Raw genomic sequence first — 21,513 nt, 5'->3', positions numbered from 1 at the left:
AGTGCTTTGACGGAAAAAATCCCAGCTGTCTCCGGGGCATGGAAATCGATTGAAGCGCCCAGCCTTTTCGACCCTGGGAGCACAACCGCGGAAGTAGGTTGTGCCGTAAATCATTTTACCAGAAAACGGTAGGTTGTTTCAATGAACGATGTGGCTTCCCGGCTCGCGGGAAAACTCAATTTTTCGACGGAGTCGGCTGGGTCAGATGATTTTCCATTTCCTTGAGCTTCTTCTGCTTTTCCTTTTCCAATTCCTGCTTCAATCGCTGCTTTTCTCTTTCCGCTCCGACCGGATCCGGAACTGAAAGCAGGGCCGTCACATAATCGGCGGAGAATTTTTCATTCAGTGGTTCTAAAGCGACCGCCAGAGAAAAGTGGGTCAGTGCCTGCTTGGGTGGCTTCTCTTTCTGCAGCAACAACTGGCCCAGGAGATTCTGTGCCAGCGGGTTTCTCGGATATTGCTGAATCGCTTTTTCCACTACAGGCGTGGCTTCGTCGAAACGCTTGAGAGTAATGAGCACTTCGCCATATTGGGCGAGTAGCGTACTGTCGTACGGTTTGAGTTCGGCGTGCCTTTTCCGGTAGACTAACGATTCTTCCAGGCGTCCCTCTTCAAAGAGATAGTTCCCCAGAAATTCCAGAGCCTCCTCGCTCTTCGGGTTGAATTTCAGAGCCGTGCGGAAGCACGATTCGGGATCTCCCAGCTTCAGTTCCCCTTCGAGTCGGCCGAGCCCGGCCCAAATGGCGGGTGAGGTGCAATCCAGATCCAGCGCCCGTTGATACCAATTCAGCGCGGTCTCTTTGTCGCCGCGTGCCCGATGCAGGTTGCCGCGATAGAAGTAGTTCCGGGCCGAGGCGCCGCCGAGCTCCTCTGCTTTCTCGAAACAGATGTTCGCCAGATCGAAATCGCGGGCGTCCATCAACAATTTTCCGAGAGTATTCCAGGCCGGGTAGGCTTCCGGGCGCAGGGTCAGCACGGCTCGAATGATCCCAATGCCGCGGGTGGTATTTTTTTGCAGGATGTAGATATCGGCCAGGGCGTACTGCAGCCAGAAATCCGCGGGAAATTTAATCAGCGCGCGTTCCAGAAAGCCGATTTGATCTTTGTGACTTTTAAACAGGAAGGCAATGCGAATGAAGTCGGAGGGGCCGGCATCACTTTGCAAAAGCTGATCGGCTACCGCGATAAAATTCCGGTTCTGCACTTCATTCAGGTAATTGAGATCGCGATAAAAAGCACTCGTCGCCAGATGCAGGATTTGATTGATCTGAGTGGTGACATTTCGATTGCGTTCGTGCGCCATCCAATCCAGAAGCGCATCGATAAGTTCTTTCTTTCTCGGGGAATCCAGCAACTTTTTGGCCGATTCGGCAATGTTGTTTTTCTTAGCGGAGAGGAGTTGCTGCTTTCGGAAAAATTCCGCATAGTTCCGATTCGCTTCAGTGATCACCACGGGATCGAACGTCGCCTCGTATTTAGTCAACCGAATCTCATCCATCTCCCGCAGAAAATTCAGGTCGACTTGAGCCTTGAGTACCTCCTCTTTCAGCGAAGCTTCGTAGAAAGTTTCGACGAGCTCTTTCTGATGCAACAGCAAGTCCCTGGCCCGTTCCCAGGCTCCACGCTCCTCGAGTGCGTTGACTTCCTTTAAGCCGAGCTTCACGGAATTGCGGGTGATTTCCTGGCGACGAAGTTCTTCCGCCTGCGAGGTGTTGTGCTGCTGGATCTCCATGGCCAGGCGGTACTGATCCACCTGCCGTTGCTCGGCCTCCAACCGCAACAAATACAGGTAAACAAATCCGGCGAAGAGCAGACCGACCAGCAGGCTGCTGGTCAGGATCAGCGTCATATAGCGGCGCTTGCGCTCCTCCCGGATGCGCACACTCGCCTGAGCACTCTCGATTTCGGCCCGGCGTGCCCGCTCTTCCGATTTCTCGCGAATCAGCCGCACTCGCTCCGCGACTACACCGGCATCCAGAGGACGCTTCGCCCGCTCGGGCTGCAAACAGGCGATGGCCAGCTCGATCCATTCCGGATCGGCTTTCGATTGCCGTAATCGCTCGTAGCAGTCGGCCAGCCGACCCTGCATCGCATGGAACCGGACCTGAGTCCCCTCCTGGCCGATATACGGCGGATGTCCCGTGAGAATCACCGCCAGGATTGCTCCCAGCCCGAACACGTCCGACTGACGATCCATCAGATCCCGTTCGCCGCGGGCTTGCTCGGGAGGAATGAAAGAGGCGGTGCCGACCATGGAGCCGGCATAAGTTTCAATGTCTAACGGCGATCTCGTCGGATCGGTTTCTTCGGAGTGGGGGAGTTCCGGAAGTTCGATGGAGGGATTGGAAGCCTGGCCGGGGGACAGGATTCGGCTGACCCCCCAGTCCATCACCTGCACTTCCCCGAAGGCACCGACCATGATGTTGGAAGGTTTCAAATCGCGGTGAATCACATTCTGACTGTGCGCATAGGCAATCGCCTGGCAAATCTGTTCGAAAATCCCCAGATCGCGCGGCGAAAACGCATTGGGGGTCGAACGCTCGGCCAGCAGATCGGCCAGATTCCGGCCTCGGATCAGCTTCATGGCCAAGAAGGGTCGGCCGTCGGGCAACTCCCCCGAATCGTACACCGGGGGAATATTGGGATGCTGCAATTGGGCCGCGATTCGCGTTTCCTGCAAAAACCGATCGTAGGTCGACAACTCGTTTGTTTTCGGATAAAGCGGATTCTCAGGAGCCGTGGAGAAATTCAATACTTTCAGGGCGACATCCCGGTCCAGATGCAAATCGCGGGCTTTGTGAACCGTTCCCATGCCGCCCCGGCCCAATATCCCTTCCATGCGATAGGTCGCGATCGAGGTTACCAGGATCTCAGACATGTCGATAAACTGCGCGGCCGATTGCACCCGGTGAGCCGGGCTGACCTTTCCGGTATCTTTGGGATTACTGACCGCACGCAACAGGTGCGTAGGTTCGTCCTTCATCCAAGAATTCCTTGCGAGTTTCCGACACGTCCACGTGGTGGGAGAGATTGCGGAATACTAACTATTGGAAATTTGCGATAAAAAAGCAGCGCAGGCAACTTGCAAAGCAAATATTCTTGCGATTGTCTGATTTTCGAGTTCTGCGCGAGAAGATTTCATGATTGAGTGAAAAATTGTTTGACGAGCGAATGAATCTGGTTCATTCGAAAAACCTGTAGCCTGAATATCAGATTTCTCACGCGGAAATCAGACCGGACTCGTGGAGTCCGACCGGGCCTCGGGAGGCACTTCCAAATGATCCGGTCCGCTGTACGGAATAACGTGCCGGCTGATGAAAAAATAGAACGCGAAACTACCGGCCGAGCTGAAAACGTGAAAGACTTCATGCGAGCCGAACCGGAACGGAATGTACATATTCTCGGGCCATTCGGTCAATTCGCAGGTCGCCCCCAGACTATAGAGGATGCCGCCCACCCAGACGTAGTTCATCGCCCAGGACCCGACGGCCCGGTAGTAGTAGACCATCGGCAGAATACCTATCCAGCCCATGCTCAGACTGATAATCACGATGACGTAATGCGGCGGCTTTTCCAGGATCCAGAGCACCAGTACCGCACTGAAGGCGAGCATCCACATGATGCAGATGCTGGCTCTGAGCGGGAAGCCGCGCAGGAGCATGACGATGATCGGCGTATTGGTCCCGGCGATCAGAATGTAAATGGCCGACATGTCGAGCCGCTGGAAAAACCGAAAAGCGAGGGGATGGGCTTCCTGGCTGATCGGTAGCGCATGGAACAGACCGCTGGCCGAGTAGAGGCAGACCATTGAGAGGCCGTAGACAAAGGTGGAGAAGCGCTTCATCGAATTCCGATGCGATTGTCGCAGCATCAGAACGGTGACGTACAGTGCCCAAATCGCAGTCAGAAGATGAGAAATAGAACTGAAAGGATCGCGTAAACCCACGCTCGTTGACTCCCGCCCTCATGGCATCCGAATATTCGCTCGCTCTACCTGGGTACTTATTAGCGTACGGGTTGGGAGATCGGAGTTCAAAGGTGGGGGTGGAGATCGCTGACCGGACTATGCCGGCTCATCGCAACACCCCGGTCTCGGTCATCAGACCGCTCCAAAATTCCCTGGAATTCGGCAAAACACCCTTCAAAATGCCAAAATCCCTACAGCTTTCAATTCGGCTACAAGTGCGACCAGAATTCGGTTCGGGACAGGGTGTAATCCCCGTCCCTACCGCGACCATTTATTGACCTCGTTATCGGTCAATTAACTCAATTCTCTTACGTTCCTGCTCATAGTACTCAGCGAACTCACGGCTATAGTTCATAGTAGCCGTACACAGAAGATTTGCCTGGGGCAAGCGGCATTCATGCATCGAAATTTTCGCAGTTCGATCCGGAGCAATACTCGTCGAGCTTGCCAGGGTAAGTCCGCCAATACCCGCCAATAATGGCTGTGAATCCGATCTGTCCGCTGGCCACAGTCGGGGCACTGCGAACTCGGGCATGTGGTTTTTAGAGCAAGGGCCAAAAGATCCGGAGTGAGAGCGAAATCGGTAACGACCAAACCGGCCTCTTGAGGAAAGAGGTCCTGCAGAGTCATGAGGCTGCGTCCTGTCAGAATGAATTCCTGAAGACATTCTAACCAACGCTCGTCACCAACTGGGCGACAGAGCCCCTTTTCGACCGGCGTTTACAAAAACTGAGTGACGGCGATCTCTTCGTTCTGGCAGATCTCCGAGATGGCTTTACCTTCCAGAAAATGCTGTCGCAGGATGGCCACCTTGGCAGCCGGGCTGAAATGACGACGTTCTCTCGAATTGTTCTCGGCGTTCAATTGGCTCATGACGAGGCTCCTAAATTAGAGTTTCGTCACTTGAACAACCAAAGTCAAATTTCAGTTCAAAGAGAGGCACTACAATTTGAGTTATTCGCAACGAGACTTTCCACCTTAGAAGGAGTAACTGCGAATTCAGATTCGCCAGGATAATTCTAAACAGTATACTACGGCAAAATATTAAATTTTACATGTTGAACTGATTATTTTTAATTTTCCTATAGATGTATTTCAAGCCAATTGCGGTAATTAAAGATATGAGGGTGGCCAAATGCCAACCGATTTCGCCGGATACATTTACAAGATGGGATGATACTCGAATCTCACTTTCCATTTCAATTAATTTTTTCTGCTGCTCCATAGTATCATTCGTTAGCTTTGGTTCGAATATAAAAAGAATATTTCTAGAACATTTTTCTATAGAAGACAACCAAAACTTGTGATGGCCATATGCAGCCATAAAAAAAGAACAGCCAGCAACTAAATAATTCAGAGCTATAATACATCTAAACAATACGTAGTGCCGCATAACGATCTGCCTTTTCAATTTTTTTAAGACCAGTTCATGCGCTTCGGTGAAAAGCCAATCCATTTTGGGAAACACCGATTCGCTTCTTTCCAAAAGAGTTCTAAAGATGGCTACGGCTCTCCGACTTGCAATCCTGTTCTATATTTAAAGACAAAGCGAAGGCAATCAAAACTAATAGGTGCAGCTTTTGGCAATTCATCAGGCAACACAATAGATCCACTAAAAACATCATAAAAGAAGTGTGATTCCGGTACCATCACTAATTCTTCCATGAAGGGAGCGATTCGTGAAAGATCATGGAAAAAGCGTTCGATTTCGTTCATTTGTTGATCCTCGTAGCAATGGACCGCAGCTATTTCACTTCGTACGTAAATTTAAAGTGAGGAATTTTTACGCCAAGGAAGTACGAGCTATCTACTTCCTTGACGAGTTTGACTCTTGCTCCTTTATAGGTCTGCCCACGAGCAGCCAACTGAGCTAATCTCTTTGCGAGAGTCTCGTGTAATAACTCACGCCTTGGCCAAGAGAGAAGAAGCTTTCTCTTTGGCAAAGTGAGCCTGCACGGCGGGGTGGCACTGGTAGCCGAACTAAATCAACGCAAGTCGTTATTGAGTAACAGTTTGGGTGGTACTGATTATTGCCACCGGCCGTTTCGATATAACTCCCGCTATCGGATCGAAATTGTTTCGGAGTTGATGAAAAGTCTATCTGATTTCGCTTTCTCAGGCAACGGCAGATAGCCAGTGTCAGCCAATACATTACCTGACAATGACTTACGGTGATTCTAAAGGGTTACCAGTGCCACCCGTCGAGCCGACGCGCCCCTTCAACGCTTCGTTACCTGGATCCGCTTGCGATTTCTGTAGCAGTCTCGCTAGAATCGAATTTAATGATTTTTTAGGAATTTCATTCGCCTTTCAACCTTAAATTAACTTGAAATTACTAATAATCCGAAATTCGTTTTAGGCATTTACGGATCACTTCATTGTATGAACAGAATACGGGCGATTGTGGCTCCAAGCGAATTACATACGAATCATTCGTAACTAAGTAAACTAAAGAAAAAACCTAGTGTTCTTCACAAAAAATATTATTTTAAACGCAAAACAAAATCAATCATCTTAGATTTTCTCTGAATTGTTAATTTTAAATCTCCAGGAGTACTAAGCAAAATCCTTAAATCTTCTACGTCAAGTTTAGCCAATTCGATAGTTTCTAATTTGAAAATCTGATCGCCAATAAGAATTCCCGATTTCTTGGACACACTTCCCTCATCCAGCCCATCGATGATAATTTTTTTATCGTCAACCAGGAGGTGCATACCGCTCAAATTATACAAGTCTTTTTTTGTATAATTCTTTCCTGGTTTTAGATATATTTTTTTTTGAGAATAGTCAATTGTCACCAAAAAACGAGACAGAAAGTAATTGCTAAGAATACTAGTATTATTGATTGTGAATATCGGCTTTTTGATTAATTTATCGCCAAATTTAATAGTGTCAAATTGCGTAAACGATTGAGTGTTTTCCCCAGCTATTCCCTGAAAAATGCCATCGCCGACCATGTGGAACTTTGTGTTGATTTTGAGCGCGCTTGACGTATCCTCTTTTAGAAAACCACTCTGTGTGGAAATGAAGCCTGTATCAACAACAAATTTGTCCAGTATAGAATCGTTCAGCTTTGCACTTATTTCAACTTGACCGATTTTGTTTATAGAGAGATCGTAAACATCTCCTGGCGGTTCTTTGATTTTATCCAGAAATCTAAGCTCGCCATTGTCAAAATCTATTTGAATAATTTTGTTCACAATAAAATCTAATCCCAAAACACCATAAACTTCTTTGCCTAAAGAGTTCCGAAGATTCGACATGTTATCTAGCCAAACATTGTTTATTGAATCTTTAATATTCATCCGACCAAGATATCCATCTCCTGGTTTGCCAGTTCGCAACTCTTTTGATCCGGAAGTTCCTACAGCCAGCTCCGTTGTAAGAGAGGCATCTTTAACTGGCAATCGAATATCAAATGCAGAACGTGCTGCTCCAGTATCGAACAAAAACAAATATTTTTTATTAGAGATAGATATTGGTACCAGAATGGCTTTTCCATTATTAGGTATTTTAATTACCTCAATTATATAATTAGCAACGTCTGTTTTTTGTCCAAAGCATGAATGGCCTGCAATCAAAAATAGGATTTGACAGAAAATATATTTCATTGTTTTATCCAAAACGATAAATTATTTAATCAAATTTATTTTGTCAATATAGCAATTAACATTCAGTTCGGGAAATCTGGACTACGAAGGTTTCCTTCAACGTTGTATTATTAAAAACCAGATTAACTATTTAAATAGTAATATTAATAAACTAAAAATAAACACTTATTAACTAAATCTCTACTGTCGGCGGGGTGGCACTGGTAACCTAACCAAATCAACGCATGTCATTATCCAGTAACGGTTTTTGTGGCACTGGCTATTGCCAGAGCCGTTTCGATATAACTCCCGCTTTCGGATCGAATTTGTTTCGGACTTGACGAAAAGTCTATCTGATTTCTCTCTCTCAGGCAACCGCAGATAGCCAGTACCACCCAAAGCATTACCTGACAATGACTTACGGTGATTCTAAAGGGTTACCAGTGCCACCACGGATAAACCATTTTTTACATCAACCCACTCCGATCCAATCTGGACACGCTTTCGGGGGCTTGACAGCCGCGACTGCGCTCCAAGCAAATAGATTGAAAACAATCCCGAGAATTGAAATTCCTTCCCAGGATATTGCAAATGCTACAACGGGTGTATCAGGGTAAGAAGGAGAAGTATTCCAGATGACGAATATTAAAATAAGACGAATATTTCCTAATATTTCATATTTGCTATTTGATTTAATAATCTACCGTTGAATTGCTCAGCGGTTAAAGAATATATTTCGCCATTCAATTGCAGAACAATAATGTTATCAAAATGTTTGCCAGAAGTTAGAGATTGCGATATTACATTTTGCAATTCGGTGGAATCCGCGTATTTCGACGGCTGAGTCCACATTTCTTTAATGAAAGGCACGTATGCCACAATTATTGATTGATCTATAATTGATGATTGAACTCGAGTCGCCGGTGGAGAGTTTTGCCTATCAAACTTAGGTATATTTATCAAAATAAAACTGGTGCTGGTAAAATCATTTCTTTCTGAAAAGGTAGCATAAACAGCGGGCATTTTGTTAATTAGCTTGTAATTTTTTTCAGAATCCCAACCAGAATTCATTTGAAATTCTGAAAATATATCTAAATCCATAAATTCAGTGAGAAAAACACGCCAACTTAATGACGAACTATTGACCTTATCTTTATTCAAGGATGAGAGAGGTGAATCATATTTTTCCTGATATTTAAGTATCAATGAGTATATTTCTGTCAACTTTCCATAAATTACCAACCTGTTTGATGCATTGTAATTTGATTGAATTTTTACATATAGAACGTACACAAGTAGCAATGACATAAATAATGTAAATAATATATATTTTTTCATTGTGTGTCACCTTGAATATTTGATGTTGGATCGCTTTACCCATTCTTGTACGCTAGTATTGTATTTTTTGCCGCGGCCATTCATCGCTGGTGTGTTAATATTTATTTACGGAAGAATAGCCGTCTAGGGATTTTTTATTTTTCATATTTGTCTACAGGTATTTTTGGTGTACCCTCACGTAATATTTACCGTTTTTGCGATTTAATTACTAGAGGAATTGGCCCTCTCTTCAACAAAAGATCGCCGTGATCAAAGAGAGCACGGCGTAAAGCAATTCGATCCATAGGCTCAGCATGATGCCCAAGGGAGTCAGCCACTAAATTCAGAGAAGAACTAAAAATTCGAAGAAGTGCCTGACAAATTATTGATCAGTTTTTCTTTTGAGTTCAAGTAAACGGGTATCTGAGCTATCAGTAGACGAAAAATCCTTAGGCCTCTCTGAAGTAGGTGATACACAAATCTTCAAATTGTTAACATCTAATTTATAGATGCCTTTCAGCAAATTACTCTCACCGTCCTCTTCAACAGTGAGATCCAGGTTGGAGTGCGGACTGTGATACGGATCGAATTTTAGCTTAGCCTTGAAACTGCCTTCCAATCGGAATTCGGTTTTCTCTTTATTTCTGCCAGTAGATGAAATAATTGCCGGTTTAAATGAGATTTTTTCAGTGTCAATAATGACTTCGACATCTCGAAGTAAATTAGAGGGAGCCTCTTTTCCCTTAAATACACATTTGACAAGCTCCCATTTTCCAATAATGGAAGCTTCAGATTCTTTTTTTTCCTGTTGAGTTTGGCGTCGATTTGATTGAACCAAGGGTTCCGGTGAGCACCCTATTAAGTCAAATAAAAATACAAAAAATAATAAATACATCACTCGTTTCATACATTCCCCAGGTTTTTCGCGCTGTCAAAAGTGTCCCTGACCTTCTGATCGAGTGCGAATTAAAAAAATAAATTTCAACAGCTCACAGCGATGAATACGGAAGAATCTAGTTAGTGCACAATATCTACCATAGGAAATACTCAGTTGATTTTTACTCGACGCTTCTGCCCGGTTTTAATATTTTTATAAATCCAAAACGTTCCAACAATAGTGATATCATGGCTTACATATTCCCAATCCAAATCATTATTTGGACGGTTAGCATTTTCAATTGATTGTGCTTCTCCGGCAATTGAAGTGATTCCACCTGCCAAAACACTTATAGGTCCCAAGAAACGCTTCCCACAAAATATAACTCTTCCCCAAAGTCGAGTCCAATAGTTCTCAGAGGCTTCCGCCTCTAGGTAAGCTGCTGCTGCCAAATCTCGAGCTCGTTGATAAACCGCTGCGGAATTAGTAATTATATGTTGTCCAAATCGGAGGAGATTGTAATGAGAGCGACTACGAATCTATCGGGATTGCCAGCTTCGTAAGGTGCGAATATTGCAGCTTTTGAAAGAATTTTGTCCTTTGTAGCTGGACATATTTCCGTTTTAGCCATACTTCTTCAGTGGTTGACTTATGCCTTTTTCCCGCAAAGCAGTTTGAATCAAGGTAACAGCCACCTTCGCCTTGCGCATTAATGCCATTTGCATTCGCAGTATTTTTGCAACTAATATTACCTTTTCTACCAAGCCCGCTAAATTCTAGGAATTTATACATTCGCACTTTCCAATTCTATCTTTCAAAACATTCACAGCTAAGCTCAAGTTTTCCCCGAAAGGAGTATACTGATAAGCCTTCCAGGGTATGTTCATTGCGAACACAACACTAATCTTTAAGAAACATCTAATAAGCGATAGATAATTATTCAGGAAATGAATTCAAAACGTCTATTAGCTCAGAGGATAGTTGTTCAATTTGACCTGTTAATACCACTTTTTCTTTATCCGTTCTTAATGTAATATATTCGTACGCAGATCCAAATATCATCCGCCCATTATTTTTATCTAGAATAAGATTGCTGAAAGAATATTCAATTCTTACTAAACCATAAAAATAGATCTTAATTACATTGTGTTTGGTAAAACGATATTCATCAGCATTGACGAAAAATGTTAAAAATACGAGCAATGGAATTGAAGAAACGAAAACACAGAGAATTTTCAAAATGATTACAGCAGTTACTATAGCAAAAGTCTGACTGGCAGGATGCATTAAAAAAATAATCAATCCTGAAATAAAAAAAGCAATCAATGCAAATAAAAATAAAATTAAATATCTGAAAAAGATAATATACTTTGAATTTTTAATTTCTACAGAATTATTTGTTTTTGAGATAATCATAATTGCCCTCCAAATAAGCAGAATGAATACGCTCAATCTACAACAAATGTCTTGAATTTTAGTGTATCAAAATTTATGCGAGAGACTATCTGGGAAGGCATCTTGTTCTCTCAAAATCGGAATTTGCAATTGTACCCCTCACGTAATATTTGCCGTTTTTTGCGATTTAATTCCTAGAGGAATTGGCCCCCTCTTGAACAAAAGATCGCCGTGATCAACGAGAGCACGGCGTAAAGCAATTCGATCCATACGGCGAGCTTCCTGCTCGAGCAACACTCCCGAAGGAGATTTTCCATCCTCCTTCATAGCTCGGTTCCAATGGATTTCAACAAGCTCTCAGAACTGATCGCGAGATTCTGTCGTGACTCTCTCCCGACTTTTCCAAAGCGTCTCTGGAGTAGAACCCAGACCTCCTCTCGGTCGAGCCAAGGCATTGGCTTCCCGTCGAGCCGCCTCCACATCCTCAGCGTTCCACACTTCCGGATGGCCTTCCCAGGCAGCTCTACGTTCGATTCGACTTTTCATAGATCCAATGCCCGCTTCGATCGCACCGTTATATTGTGGCCTCCTCGGCGGAGAGTACAAGCCGAACACGCCTTCTCGCCGCAAAAATTCTTGGACCACTTCGGCAATAAACGGCGAACGGCGGCGACTCGTGCCCGACTACGCCGGCCCATCGCAGCACCCCGGTCTCGGCCCACAGACCGCTCCAAAATTCCCTGGAATTTGGCAAAACACTCTTCAAAATGCCAAAATCCCTACAGCTTTAATTCGGCTACAAATGCGACCAGAATTCGGTTCGGGACAGCCACTTCACTCGAACCAGATAACCATCGAATTCCTAAGTTAACATAGCCGCTGGAGAAGGATTGAAGCCTTTTCAGAGGCTCGATCTTTCGCGCTCGGGCAGATAGCCACCCAGCCGGAGGGCGAAGACTACCCGTCCTATCTCTGAAGTCTTAGGTTGCTCCATGGCCGCAATTGAGATCTGTAGATTTGTACTCACGGGCTTCTGCTAGCATTTTCACTGGAAAAATCATAACCTGTTTTCACATAAACAAAGACGTATAAGGGTTCAATCTGAGCTAGTTCCGCAGGTGTCTCATAAATTTGGATCTTAGCTCCGTTCCCTTGGGTATCGACAAGGATGTAAATTGACCCCTTATTCAGCTTCGTTGCGGAGGGAGCTTTCTCAACTACACAAGCGTTTTGGAGAGAAATTGCACCGACGATAGAACCTGAATGAATCAGTTCCACATTATCCCAAATTGGTTCGCCTGACCGGCTAAAAAGCTGAAAGGGAACATTCGTATTAAGTATCATTTGAGAGGAAGATTCTCTGAAATTGGAACGAGAGGAAATCAACAAAAATCGAATCGAGCCATTTGAATCAAACCCCGTACGGTCAAGATTCATGGTTTGAGACAATTATTACCGATTATGCACGTTAAGCTGAGCTGAGTTGCATCAACAGCTGAAAAACCTCTGGGTCTACAGGTCTCGGTCGTCTAGCTCTAGCAGAGTTCCATTTGACAGGGTGTCTTTTTCGATATAAGCATCTTCGATTTCCTGCTGCCAAAACTGGCTCTTTTTCTGAAGCTGGTCGATGAAATCCAGCAAAGCGGATTCCTCCCACTCCTTGGGAGTAGATTCCAGACGATAACTCCATTCGATCAGATGCAAGCCACGTAATCGTAAGTCTCGCGCCAGCGAATTGAAGTTTTGAACTTGCTGAGCCGAGCTTTTGGAAATTTCTGCGGACAAGGTAATTCCTCTCGTTTTTTCAAGGCTACCATCCATAATTCCGCAAGCCATCAAATACTAATCGCGAGAAGTGGAATACCTTTTCTCCTGACCGCTGCGTAAGGGTTTACCCTTGGTAAACCCTTACGCATGGGACTAATATTAAGCACCTAATTGATGTGATTTCGGGATTCTTCTTTAATGTTGGGAATTGGCTCGAATATTCAGAAGATCAGATCGAGACGAAAGATCCCGCCGCGTCGAGTTCCGCGTCGACTCCCACAGATTCTCAATCAACGGCGGGATGCTTAAAATGTAGCACGTCGAGAAAATGTTCCTGTCAGGAGATACCTTACACCCGTAGGAAGTAATAGATCTTCTCCCGCTTCCGGGTTGTGCTTTCGATCCGGATTCGGATCTCGTAATCGCCTTCGCCAATCAGATGATATCGCTCCCCGAGATGCGCGGCGGCGGGAATCACTGTCTATCTGCTAGTGCGTATTCCAGATAACTCCCTCACTCAAACCAGATAACGATCGAATTCCTAAGTTAACATAGCCTCTGGAGAAGGATGGAAGCCTTTTCAGAGGCCCGATCTTCCCTCTGGCAGATAACCACCACTCAGCAGTAGATCAATCAATCGATCTCGCAGAACGGCAGCGACCGGGCGAGTTCCCGCTTGCCTTCCTCGCTGATTTGCGTCCCGGATATGCGCAGCTTTCTCAACTTCACGAAGCCGATAATTGTCGGGACACTCTTATCCGTAATCTTGGTCTTCGCGAGATAGAGGGCTTCCAGCTCTTTGCATTCCTTCAGCGCTGCCAACCCTTTGTCCGTCAAACCCGTTTCACTCAGTGTCAGGAGGCGAAGTTTGGTCGCACCCGCAAAGCCGGAGATTCCCCGATCCGTGACGGCGGGATTGTTAGTTTCCAAAAATTGCAAATTCTGAAGCTTATGGAATGCCGTCAGGCCAGTATCAGTGATTTTCGTGTTTGTCAGCAAGAGTTGTTGCAGTTTCGAACAATGAGCAAAATTCACCAAACCGGTGTCATCGAAACCATAACCCGAGAGCGCTACGATTATTAGGTTGTTGAGATTTTTGAAATTGGCTAATCCCGTGTTGGTCGCCTTGGAATTTAACATAGCCAATACTTCCAAATCCCGACAGCCGCGGAACACTTTAAGTCCGTCATCGGTTACGAAGGAAGCGTCCCGCATGATCGCTCCCGTGAGTCGAAACATCTGGTCCGGAAGTTGATTGCGTTCCGTATTCATCTCACCGTTGATTCGAATAGTGCCGCCTGCTTTCAAGACAAAGGAAGCCGCCGCTCGATTTCTGGCGGCAATTTGCTCGGGATTATCCGAATTCTCATCCCCCAGATTGGCGATGGCATCGCCACCTCCGGAGGATTTATCCTTCCCGGACATGAAATAATAAGCCGCACCACCGACCACGAGGAGTGCCAGAATCCCGACCCCGACGAGGAGATTATTGTTGCCCTTCTTGCGACTCCGGCTGCTTGATTTGCGCGGCGTCGGGGTAGCCGCCTTCCGAGCCGGGGCGGGCTCGCTGCCCTCCGACTGGGCCGGGCCATCCGGCTTCAGGCATTTTTTCAAAGCAAACTTGCGAATCGCCTCCAGCATCTCTTTCATCTCTTTGCTGGCTTCCGGGAACTCCTCAATCAGCTCTTTCTTTTGCTTGGCCACCGATTCCACCCAGCGGGCGCGCGACGAAGCTTGCGTGCTCAGCTGATCGAATCTCTTCGGAGGAAGACCCAGGAATTTGCAGGCGCGCCGGACATCCAACTCCTGTGGGTCGAAGTCGTGCACCTGTTTTACGGTCATGCCGAAATTCTCGGCTAGTTGCCGGTCCGCCTCCGGGCTGCCCCCCTCCTCCAAGAAGTTAGCGGCGTCCATTTCACTGGGCATTTTATTTTGTCTCCCAAAATCAAAAAATAATGAAAATATGGTTATTGAAGAACTGGGTCACAGGAGTTTTCACCTCGGAGCCGAAGCACCGCGAAGTCCTCTGCGTGACTAACGCCTCGATCAACCGACGTCGGCGGCACAGAAAGGACGATGTCAAAATAAAAATGTCTTAATCTTCAAGATCAAGAGCGAAACCCTGGGAGGAGGGCACAATCAGGAAATACTACCCGGGCGAACAATTACAAACAAGCCAATATCTCTCATTTTTGATCGTTTTCTCACGGTTTACCGGGACAATAACCTCTCTACGGTCCCTTTGCCGAAACAGCCTGGGAACGAGAAGTTGCTCGAATTCGAACGGCTAACCGAGAAGTTTTTATTGAGAATCTTTTGTAATCGAACTATGAAGAACTGGAAAGGAATGTGTCATCGCTCTATTCGCTTCTGGTAGCACCTGCACGGGAAGAGGATTAATCTACCGAAGAATAGAAAGACTGATTTTTAGCTCGGGCGACAGGATCATGCGCTTGGGGAATAGAAAAAGTGTCAATGAAGACGGGCCGAACTTTTTGAAATGCAAGATAGATATCTGAGACAAATCAATTCTGCAGAAAAATAGATCTGACAGGGACTGTTAGCCCGACGAGTCATCGAGGGCAAGATACAAAACATATATCCATGTCCAACTTCTTGCGATGGGGATCCGGAACGTCTGGTGAAAACGTGTCCGGTGCTATGCTTTTGGGTTTGGATTAATATCGCTTCGTTCTGCCCTCTTTTTGAAATGCAAGATAGATATTTGAGACAAATCAATTCTGCAGAAAAATAGATCTGACAGGGACTGTTAGCCCGACGAGTCATCGAGGGCAAGATACAAAACATATATCCATGTCCAACTTCTTGCGATGGGGATCCGGAACGTCTGGTGAAAACGTATCCGGTGCTATGCTTTTGGGTTTGGATAAATATCGCTTCGTTCTGCCCTCGCTGACGCGTCGGGCTAACGAAAACAGGCGGGTGAACGAAAACAGGCGGGCTAACGAAAACAGGCGGGTGAACGAAGCAATTTGCTACTGCCCTATCGCCCTTCCACACTGAACGCATTCAGCAGGGAATTCAGTGCTTCGGTATCAGCCGCTTCCGCGATCTTCGGCACATTCGCCCGCACCTTGATTTTCCAGCGCTTGTCGCTGAGGCCGCTTTCGAACAGGTAGACCAGTCCCACCGATTGATCTTCCGGAAACGCCCCGGACTCCACCTTGATCTTGTACACTGCGAAACCGCCCACCTGCATGAGTTGCGGCTTGCTCACGCGATCCTTGCCGTAAATGGTCGTCAGCATGGTATGTTCTTCGCCGTACTCGCCATTCGAATCCGGCGCCGAATTCACCGAATCGCTGAACTTTCGGCCTTCCAGCGGCGAGTAGGTCACGTTCACGATCACATTCACATCGTTGGGCCGTTCGAGCCCCATGACACTGGTTTTAGCATCGCGGCGCAAGCGCTGTGGAGTGATGGCCTTCCAGCCGGGAGGAGTTTTGAACAGGGTTCCGGAATCACGATGGATGAACTCACCGCGGGCTCGCTCATCTACTCCGGAGGGTTCCTGAGCGCGGACGGGCAGGGAGTAGCCGACGCTTAAGAGGCAGATCGTCGTTAAGAGCAAACGTTTCATCACAATCTCCGAAAGTCTACAGATACAATAAAGGCTTAGAGTGCTGGCAAACGCAAGCGGGGACTGCTTTCCCAATGAATCGGAACTCCTTAATCCTCCGGAACTTAGTGTATCATGGCCGGAGCAATCTGTCCGTTCTTTTTGCCGCGGCGGTGGGAACCGCTGTACTCGTGGGCGCGCTGCTCGTCGGCGATTCGCTGCGGGGTTCGCTGCGGCAGCGGGCCGAAGATCAGCTTAACGGCATCGAACGGGTGCTGATCGCACCGCGCTTCTTCCGCGAGGAACTGGCCACGAGTTTGGGGAGTACGCCGGGCTTATTATTACAGGGAAGCGTCGGCTCCCAGAAAGATCCCACTCTGCGCTCGGGCAAAGTTACCGTCCTGGGTACCCCGCACCTGCTGACGGAATCGGAAGCACTGTCGGGAGTAGCTCTTTCCACCGAGTTAGCCAGTCAGCTTCACGTACAGGTCGGAGATTCCGTTCAACTGAATGTGCAGAAGGCCTCGGCCATGCCTCGTTCCTCGGTGCTGGGCCGGCGCGGCACCACCGACACCACGCAATCGGTCTCATTAAAAGTCGATCGCATTCTTCCGGCCGATCATCCGGGCAATCTGTTTCAACTCAGCCCGACCCCCAGTATGCCGTTGAATCTGTTCGTGCCCTTGAAAGTGCTTCAGGAAGCGTTGAATCAGCCGGGGCAAATCAACGCGATTTTCTCCCTGGTATCCGAGAAGAAGGATCCAAGCGGGTTACTTGCGGAAAAGCTGACCCTCGAAGACTGGGGACTGAAAGTCCACATCCCGAAAAAACTGAAAAGCTATATCAGCGTGGAGAGCAAACGACTGGTTTTGGAACCGGCGGCGGTGGAGGCCGCGCATCAAGCGGCCAAGGATCTGAACTTCCGCGCGGCCGATACCTTCGTTTATCTGGCCAATAGCATCGCCCACGACCAACAAGCCATTCCTTATTCGATTGTGGCCGGGCTCGATCCTACGCAGTCCGAGCCGCTGGGCAAATTCCTGCCCGAAGGGGTGACCGAGTTGAAAGACTATGAGATCGTCCTATCGGCCTGGCGAGAATCGCCCTTGAAGGTGAAAATCGGTGACACCATTCGACTCGAATATTTCGAACCGGAAATCGAAGGAGAAATCAAGTCGGCCAAAACGGAGTTCAAGCTGAAGGGGTTCATTCCTCTCGAAGGGGTCGCGGCCGATCCCGATTTGACCCCCGAGTTTCCCGGCATTACCGACAAGCTTTCGATTTCGAATTGGGATCCCCCGTTTCCTTACGATCAAAGCCGGGTCAAATCGAACGACGATAACTACTGGCGGCGCTATAAGACGACGCCGAAGGCTTACATCACGCTCAACGCCGCCCGCAAACTATTTGCCAGTCGCTTTGGCGATACGACCAGCGTGCGAATTGCGCCGACGGCCGGTCAGGATTTGAACGCCGGGCTGACGCAGTTTTCTCAAGCCTTTTTGAAACATCTCGATCCCAAGGCAGGCGGCTTCGTTTTCGAGCCGATTCGCGAACGGCTGCTGAAATCCAGCTCGGGCAGCAACGATTTCGGGATGCTCTTTCTTGGGTTCAGCTTCTTTTTGATCGTGGCCGCTCTGTTGCTAGTCGGCCTGATGTTCCGGCTGAATGTCGAACGCCGAGCTAAAGAATTCGGCCTGCTCGAGGCCAGTGGTTTTTCTCCGACCTGGATTCGCAGCCTTCTCACTCAGGAGGGCATGCTGCTGTCCTTGATCGGCAGCCTGTTAGGTCTATTGGGGGCGATCGGTTTCGCGGCCGGCATGCTCTACATGTTGAAAGTGCTCTGGCCCGATGCCAGCGTGCGGAGCTTTCTGCGTCTGCACATCGGTCCGACGAGTTTGATTATCGGCCTGATCGCCTCGGTTGGAATGTCTTTATTCGCCATCCGCTGGGCCGTGCGAATCCTGCGTAAGATTCCGCCAGCGTTGTTACTGAAGGGAGTGACCAGCAGCCAACTGGATGAGCGGATCGAAACGCAGGAGGTGAATCCGCGGCGGCATCGCATACTGAAAATCGTGTTGTGGGTGGTGTTAGTCGGCGGCCTGGCCTGCTTGGTCATGGGACCTTATATGCCGCCGGGCGAGCCCCGGGCAGGTTCGTTCTTCAGTGGGGGGAGTGGCATTTTGATTTTCCTTCTGGGAATGCTCTGGATCCGCTTGAAGTCGCACAAAACACCTGTTCGCAGTCTCGGCAATCTGGCCTGGACCAATACCGCCCGGAACCCGACGCGCAGTCTGCTGACCGCCGGGCTGTTAGCCAGTGCCGGATTTCTACTGGTGGCGGTGGAATCCTTCCGCCGGGAGCCGGAGGCCGATTTCGCCAAGAAAGAAGGCGGTTCGGGTGGCTTTCCCGAGATCATGGAACTGGATGTGCCGCTGTTCGTGGCTCCTAACACACCGGAATTTCTGGATAACCTGCTAGCCGGGTTGCGACGCATTTATCAGGACCAGAAATTGAATGCCACCGAGGTGGCGAGCAAGGTCAAAGCCGTGGAAGATCAGTGGCAGGGCAAGCAGTCGCTTTATGCGTTCCGCGTGCGGGCCGGGGATGATGCCTCCTGTTTGAATCTCTATCAGGCCACCAATCCGCGTGTGCTGGGCGTCTCGGCCGAGTTCCTTCAACGGGGGGGCTTCGTCTTTTCCGATCAAATTCACGCGGCGGAAAATCCCTGGACTCTATTGGAAGAAGTCTCGCCCGGCGAGCCGGTTCCCATCTTCGTCGAAGAGAACACCGCTACCTGGATGCTGAAGAAAAGCATCGGCGATGTGTTTGAAATTCCCGATGAAAATGGCAAACCCTACTCGGTGAAGTTGGTCGGTACTCTGAAGGATTCGCCTTTTCAAAGCGAGATCCTGATGAGTGCCAAAGCCTTCCTGCAGCATTATCCGAAGCAGGAGGGTTACGGCTTCTTCCTGCTCGATCTGCCGGAAGAGCAACAGAAACAGTTGCTCACTGGTCTGGGAGTTTATGGGCCTAGCATTTCCGGTACTCGGCAGCGCGTGGCCAATTATCTGGCCGTCGAGAACACTTATCTGACGACCTTCCAATTGCTGGGCGGGCTGGGATTACTGCTAGGCGTGCTGGGCCTGGCGGCGGTGCTGTTGCGAAACATTTTCGAACGGCGCGGGGAATTGGCCCTGTTGACTGCGCTCGGATACTCCCGGCCGGTGATCCGCGGCTTGCTGAACTGGGAGAATTTTTCGCTGTTCGCCGTCGGTCTGGCGATTGGCGTGCTGGCCGCGCTGATCTCGATATTACCAGCTACGCGGCTATCGGAGATACCCTGGTTGCGGCTGGGCGTGCTTTTAGGAGTGGTATTTATTGCCGGGGTTATTGCGATCCGCTGGGCCATTTATGCGACGTTGAAGCAGAAAATTGTTTCTGCTTTGCGAGCCGATTGATTTTTCTTATTGGCGATTTCGCACATCCGATTCGATAACACCATCGCGCAATCGGATGACGCGCCGAGCCCAGGCGGCGATATCGTTTTCGTGGGTCACCATGATGATGGTTTTGCCCGCGTTGTTCATATCGGTGAGCATCTGCATGATCTCATCCGAAGTGCGCGAGTCCAGGTTCCCAGTCGGTTCATCGGCTAGAATCACATGAGGATCATTCACTAGCGAACGGGCAATAGCCACCCGTTGCTGCTGACCGCCCGAGAGCTGAAAGGGGCGGTGATCGAGCCGCTCGGCCAGGCCGACCATCTCGGCCAGTTCGACGCAGCGGGCCCGGGTAAGATCGTTTAGTTCCAGACCCTGATAGAGCAGCGGAATTTCGATATTTTCCACCACCGTATATTGCGGGAGCAAATTGTAAGACTGAAAAATGAACCCCAGATACCGGCTACGCACATCCGACAGGGCATCATCGTCCATCTCCGAAACGTCGACCTCGCCCAGAAAGTAGCTGCCGCTGGTCGGCCGATCGAGACAGCCGAGGATATTGAGCAAAGTCGATTTTCCGGAACCGGAGGGGCCCATCAGAGCCACGAAATCCCCCTCGTCGATTTCGAGTTGAAGATCGCGCAGAACCGGCAGCACATCCCCCAGATAGTAGTTTTTGCAGAGATCCACGACGCGAACGATATTTGGCATGGGGGAGCAGCTCTGTCTGAGAACGGAATCCGGTTTGAACGGGGGCTTGGGCGATTTTTGAAAAAAGAAAATCTCTATCACATCAGAATCGGCTTGCCGAGCGCCCGGCGCAGCACGGCCAACTGCCCGGTGTGCATCATCGGATGGCCAGCAATCACGCTGAACAGTGCCCCGAGCGTTGGCGCGAAGGATTTTAATGCGTCCGGACCCGGTTTATTGAAATCCGCATCAGTCATTTTCGCCAGAGCCTCTTTGGACGCCGCGCGAACTTTCTGCATCAATTCGAGATATTGAGCTTTGGTCAGGAATTTGGCCGGATCGTCGCTTCCGGCGGATTCCTTGCTGTGCTGTTTGGCAAACCCCTCGGGGAGGCTGATGCTGGCAGGTGGCGTCAGAGCACTCAACATGTCATTTTCTGAAGCGATCAGATGGCCCAACTGCCATGCGGTATGATTGGCCTGCGGCACGGGCCGTTTGAGCATTTCCGCTTCGGTAAAGTCGCTCAAGTAGGTGTTGAGTATGAACGTGGCCGTGTCCATGTCGATGACTAGGATTTCTTTTGCTGTCATGATGAATACCTCTCGGGGGTTGTGATTCGGTCACTAACCCTGTTATAGAGACGCCGCCGGGAGGGGGATATTTTAGTTGGGTAGAGCGATTAACGATAGATTTGAAAATAAATTTGCAAATAGGTAAATCTAGAGAATATGCTGTCAGAAGCGATGGAACGAATGTCGATGCCTTGGAATCAGAAAAGTATGGCAGTTTTTTGAGGGTAATTGTTCACCCTGTTGAACTGGCCTTATCTATTCTGCGGAGTCCATTACCTATCTTTTCCAGACTAACGACTGCCAGATAAAATA

Annotated in this window: 19 protein-coding genes; 1 reads left to right on the top strand and 18 read right to left on the bottom strand. The window is 48.3% G+C overall.

The window, feature by feature from the left end; genetic code table 11:
- Positions 1-175: 175 nt before the first annotated feature.
- The 16 genes from KIH39_RS22155 to KIH39_RS22080 form a co-directional block, all read right to left on the bottom strand.
- Positions 176-2,983, bottom strand: a complete 2,808-nt coding sequence (locus KIH39_RS22155; RefSeq protein ID WP_213495486.1) for a protein kinase domain-containing protein — start codon at positions 2,981-2,983, stop codon at positions 176-178.
- 246 nt (positions 2,984-3,229) lie between these two features.
- On the bottom strand, positions 3,230-3,946 hold the full coding sequence (gene trhA, locus KIH39_RS22150) for a PAQR family membrane homeostasis protein TrhA (protein WP_213495484.1): 717 nt from the start codon (positions 3,944-3,946) through the stop codon (positions 3,230-3,232).
- A 372-nt stretch (positions 3,947-4,318) separates the two neighbouring features.
- Positions 4,319-4,597, bottom strand: coding sequence for a transposase family protein (locus tag KIH39_RS27285; protein WP_213495482.1), 279 nt, complete (start codon positions 4,595-4,597; stop codon positions 4,319-4,321).
- Between the two features lie 90 nt (positions 4,598-4,687).
- Entirely contained in the window at positions 4,688-4,840 is a 153-nt protein-coding gene (locus tag KIH39_RS22140; RefSeq protein WP_213495480.1) for a transposase, read from the bottom strand.
- Between the two features lie 178 nt (positions 4,841-5,018).
- A complete protein-coding gene (locus tag KIH39_RS22135; protein ID WP_213495473.1) occupies positions 5,019-5,423 on the bottom strand; it encodes a hypothetical protein in 405 nt (134 codons plus the stop codon).
- A 47-nt stretch (positions 5,424-5,470) separates the two neighbouring features.
- Entirely contained in the window at positions 5,471-5,683 is a 213-nt protein-coding gene (locus KIH39_RS22130) for a hypothetical protein (protein WP_213495471.1), read from the bottom strand.
- 767 nt (positions 5,684-6,450) lie between these two features.
- Positions 6,451-7,578: a PDZ domain-containing protein gene (locus KIH39_RS22125; RefSeq protein ID WP_213495469.1), complete on the bottom strand. Its 1,128-nt coding sequence runs from the start codon at positions 7,576-7,578 to the stop codon at positions 6,451-6,453.
- Positions 7,579-8,223: 645 nt separating this feature from the next.
- Positions 8,224-8,763, bottom strand: coding sequence for a hypothetical protein (locus KIH39_RS22120; protein WP_213495467.1), 540 nt, complete (start codon positions 8,761-8,763; stop codon positions 8,224-8,226).
- A gap of 493 nt (positions 8,764-9,256) precedes the next feature.
- On the bottom strand, positions 9,257-9,781 hold the full coding sequence (locus KIH39_RS22115; protein ID WP_213495465.1) for a TIGR03067 domain-containing protein: 525 nt from the start codon (positions 9,779-9,781) through the stop codon (positions 9,257-9,259).
- Positions 9,782-9,921: 140 nt separating this feature from the next.
- Positions 9,922-10,203, bottom strand: a complete 282-nt coding sequence (locus KIH39_RS22110) for a hypothetical protein (protein WP_213495463.1) — start codon at positions 10,201-10,203, stop codon at positions 9,922-9,924.
- A 484-nt stretch (positions 10,204-10,687) separates the two neighbouring features.
- Complete coding sequence (locus KIH39_RS22105) at positions 10,688-11,167, bottom strand: hypothetical protein (RefSeq protein ID WP_213495460.1); 480 nt, start codon at positions 11,165-11,167, stop codon at positions 10,688-10,690.
- A gap of 336 nt (positions 11,168-11,503) precedes the next feature.
- The gene (locus tag KIH39_RS22100; RefSeq protein WP_213495458.1) at positions 11,504-11,761 is read right to left on the bottom strand and encodes a hypothetical protein; all 258 of its coding nucleotides are present in this window, start codon (positions 11,759-11,761) and stop codon (positions 11,504-11,506) included.
- Between the two features lie 408 nt (positions 11,762-12,169).
- Entirely contained in the window at positions 12,170-12,583 is a 414-nt protein-coding gene (locus tag KIH39_RS22095) for a hypothetical protein (RefSeq protein ID WP_213495456.1), read from the bottom strand.
- Between the two features lie 75 nt (positions 12,584-12,658).
- Positions 12,659-12,931, bottom strand: a complete 273-nt coding sequence (locus KIH39_RS22090) for a hypothetical protein (RefSeq protein WP_213495454.1) — start codon at positions 12,929-12,931, stop codon at positions 12,659-12,661.
- 615 nt (positions 12,932-13,546) lie between these two features.
- On the bottom strand, positions 13,547-14,839 hold the full coding sequence (locus tag KIH39_RS22085) for a leucine-rich repeat domain-containing protein (RefSeq protein WP_213495452.1): 1,293 nt from the start codon (positions 14,837-14,839) through the stop codon (positions 13,547-13,549).
- A gap of 1,078 nt (positions 14,840-15,917) precedes the next feature.
- Positions 15,918-16,514, bottom strand: coding sequence for a hypothetical protein (locus tag KIH39_RS22080; RefSeq protein WP_213495449.1), 597 nt, complete (start codon positions 16,512-16,514; stop codon positions 15,918-15,920).
- Between the two features lie 74 nt (positions 16,515-16,588).
- Here KIH39_RS22080 and KIH39_RS22075 point away from each other — a divergent pair, with 74 nt between their 5' ends.
- Positions 16,589-19,954 carry an ABC transporter permease gene (locus tag KIH39_RS22075; RefSeq protein WP_213495447.1) on the top strand — a complete coding sequence of 1,122 codons (3,366 nt, stop codon included), beginning with the start codon at positions 16,589-16,591 and terminating at the stop codon, positions 19,952-19,954.
- Between the two features lie 6 nt (positions 19,955-19,960).
- Here KIH39_RS22075 and KIH39_RS22070 read toward each other — a convergent pair whose 3' ends face one another.
- Positions 19,961-20,650 (bottom strand): ABC transporter ATP-binding protein, encoded by a 690-nt coding sequence (locus KIH39_RS22070; protein ID WP_213495439.1) that lies wholly within the window; start codon positions 20,648-20,650, stop codon positions 19,961-19,963.
- A 77-nt stretch (positions 20,651-20,727) separates the two neighbouring features.
- On the bottom strand, positions 20,728-21,219 hold the full coding sequence (locus tag KIH39_RS22065; protein ID WP_213495437.1) for a DinB family protein: 492 nt from the start codon (positions 21,217-21,219) through the stop codon (positions 20,728-20,730).
- Positions 21,220-21,513 lie beyond the last annotated feature (294 nt).

Source organism: Telmatocola sphagniphila (assembly GCF_018398935.1).
Lineage (GTDB): Bacteria > Planctomycetota > Planctomycetia > Gemmatales > Gemmataceae > Telmatocola > Telmatocola sphagniphila.
The sequence above is the reverse complement of the archived record's forward strand: the minus strand, read 5'-3'. Positions and strand labels throughout refer to the sequence as shown.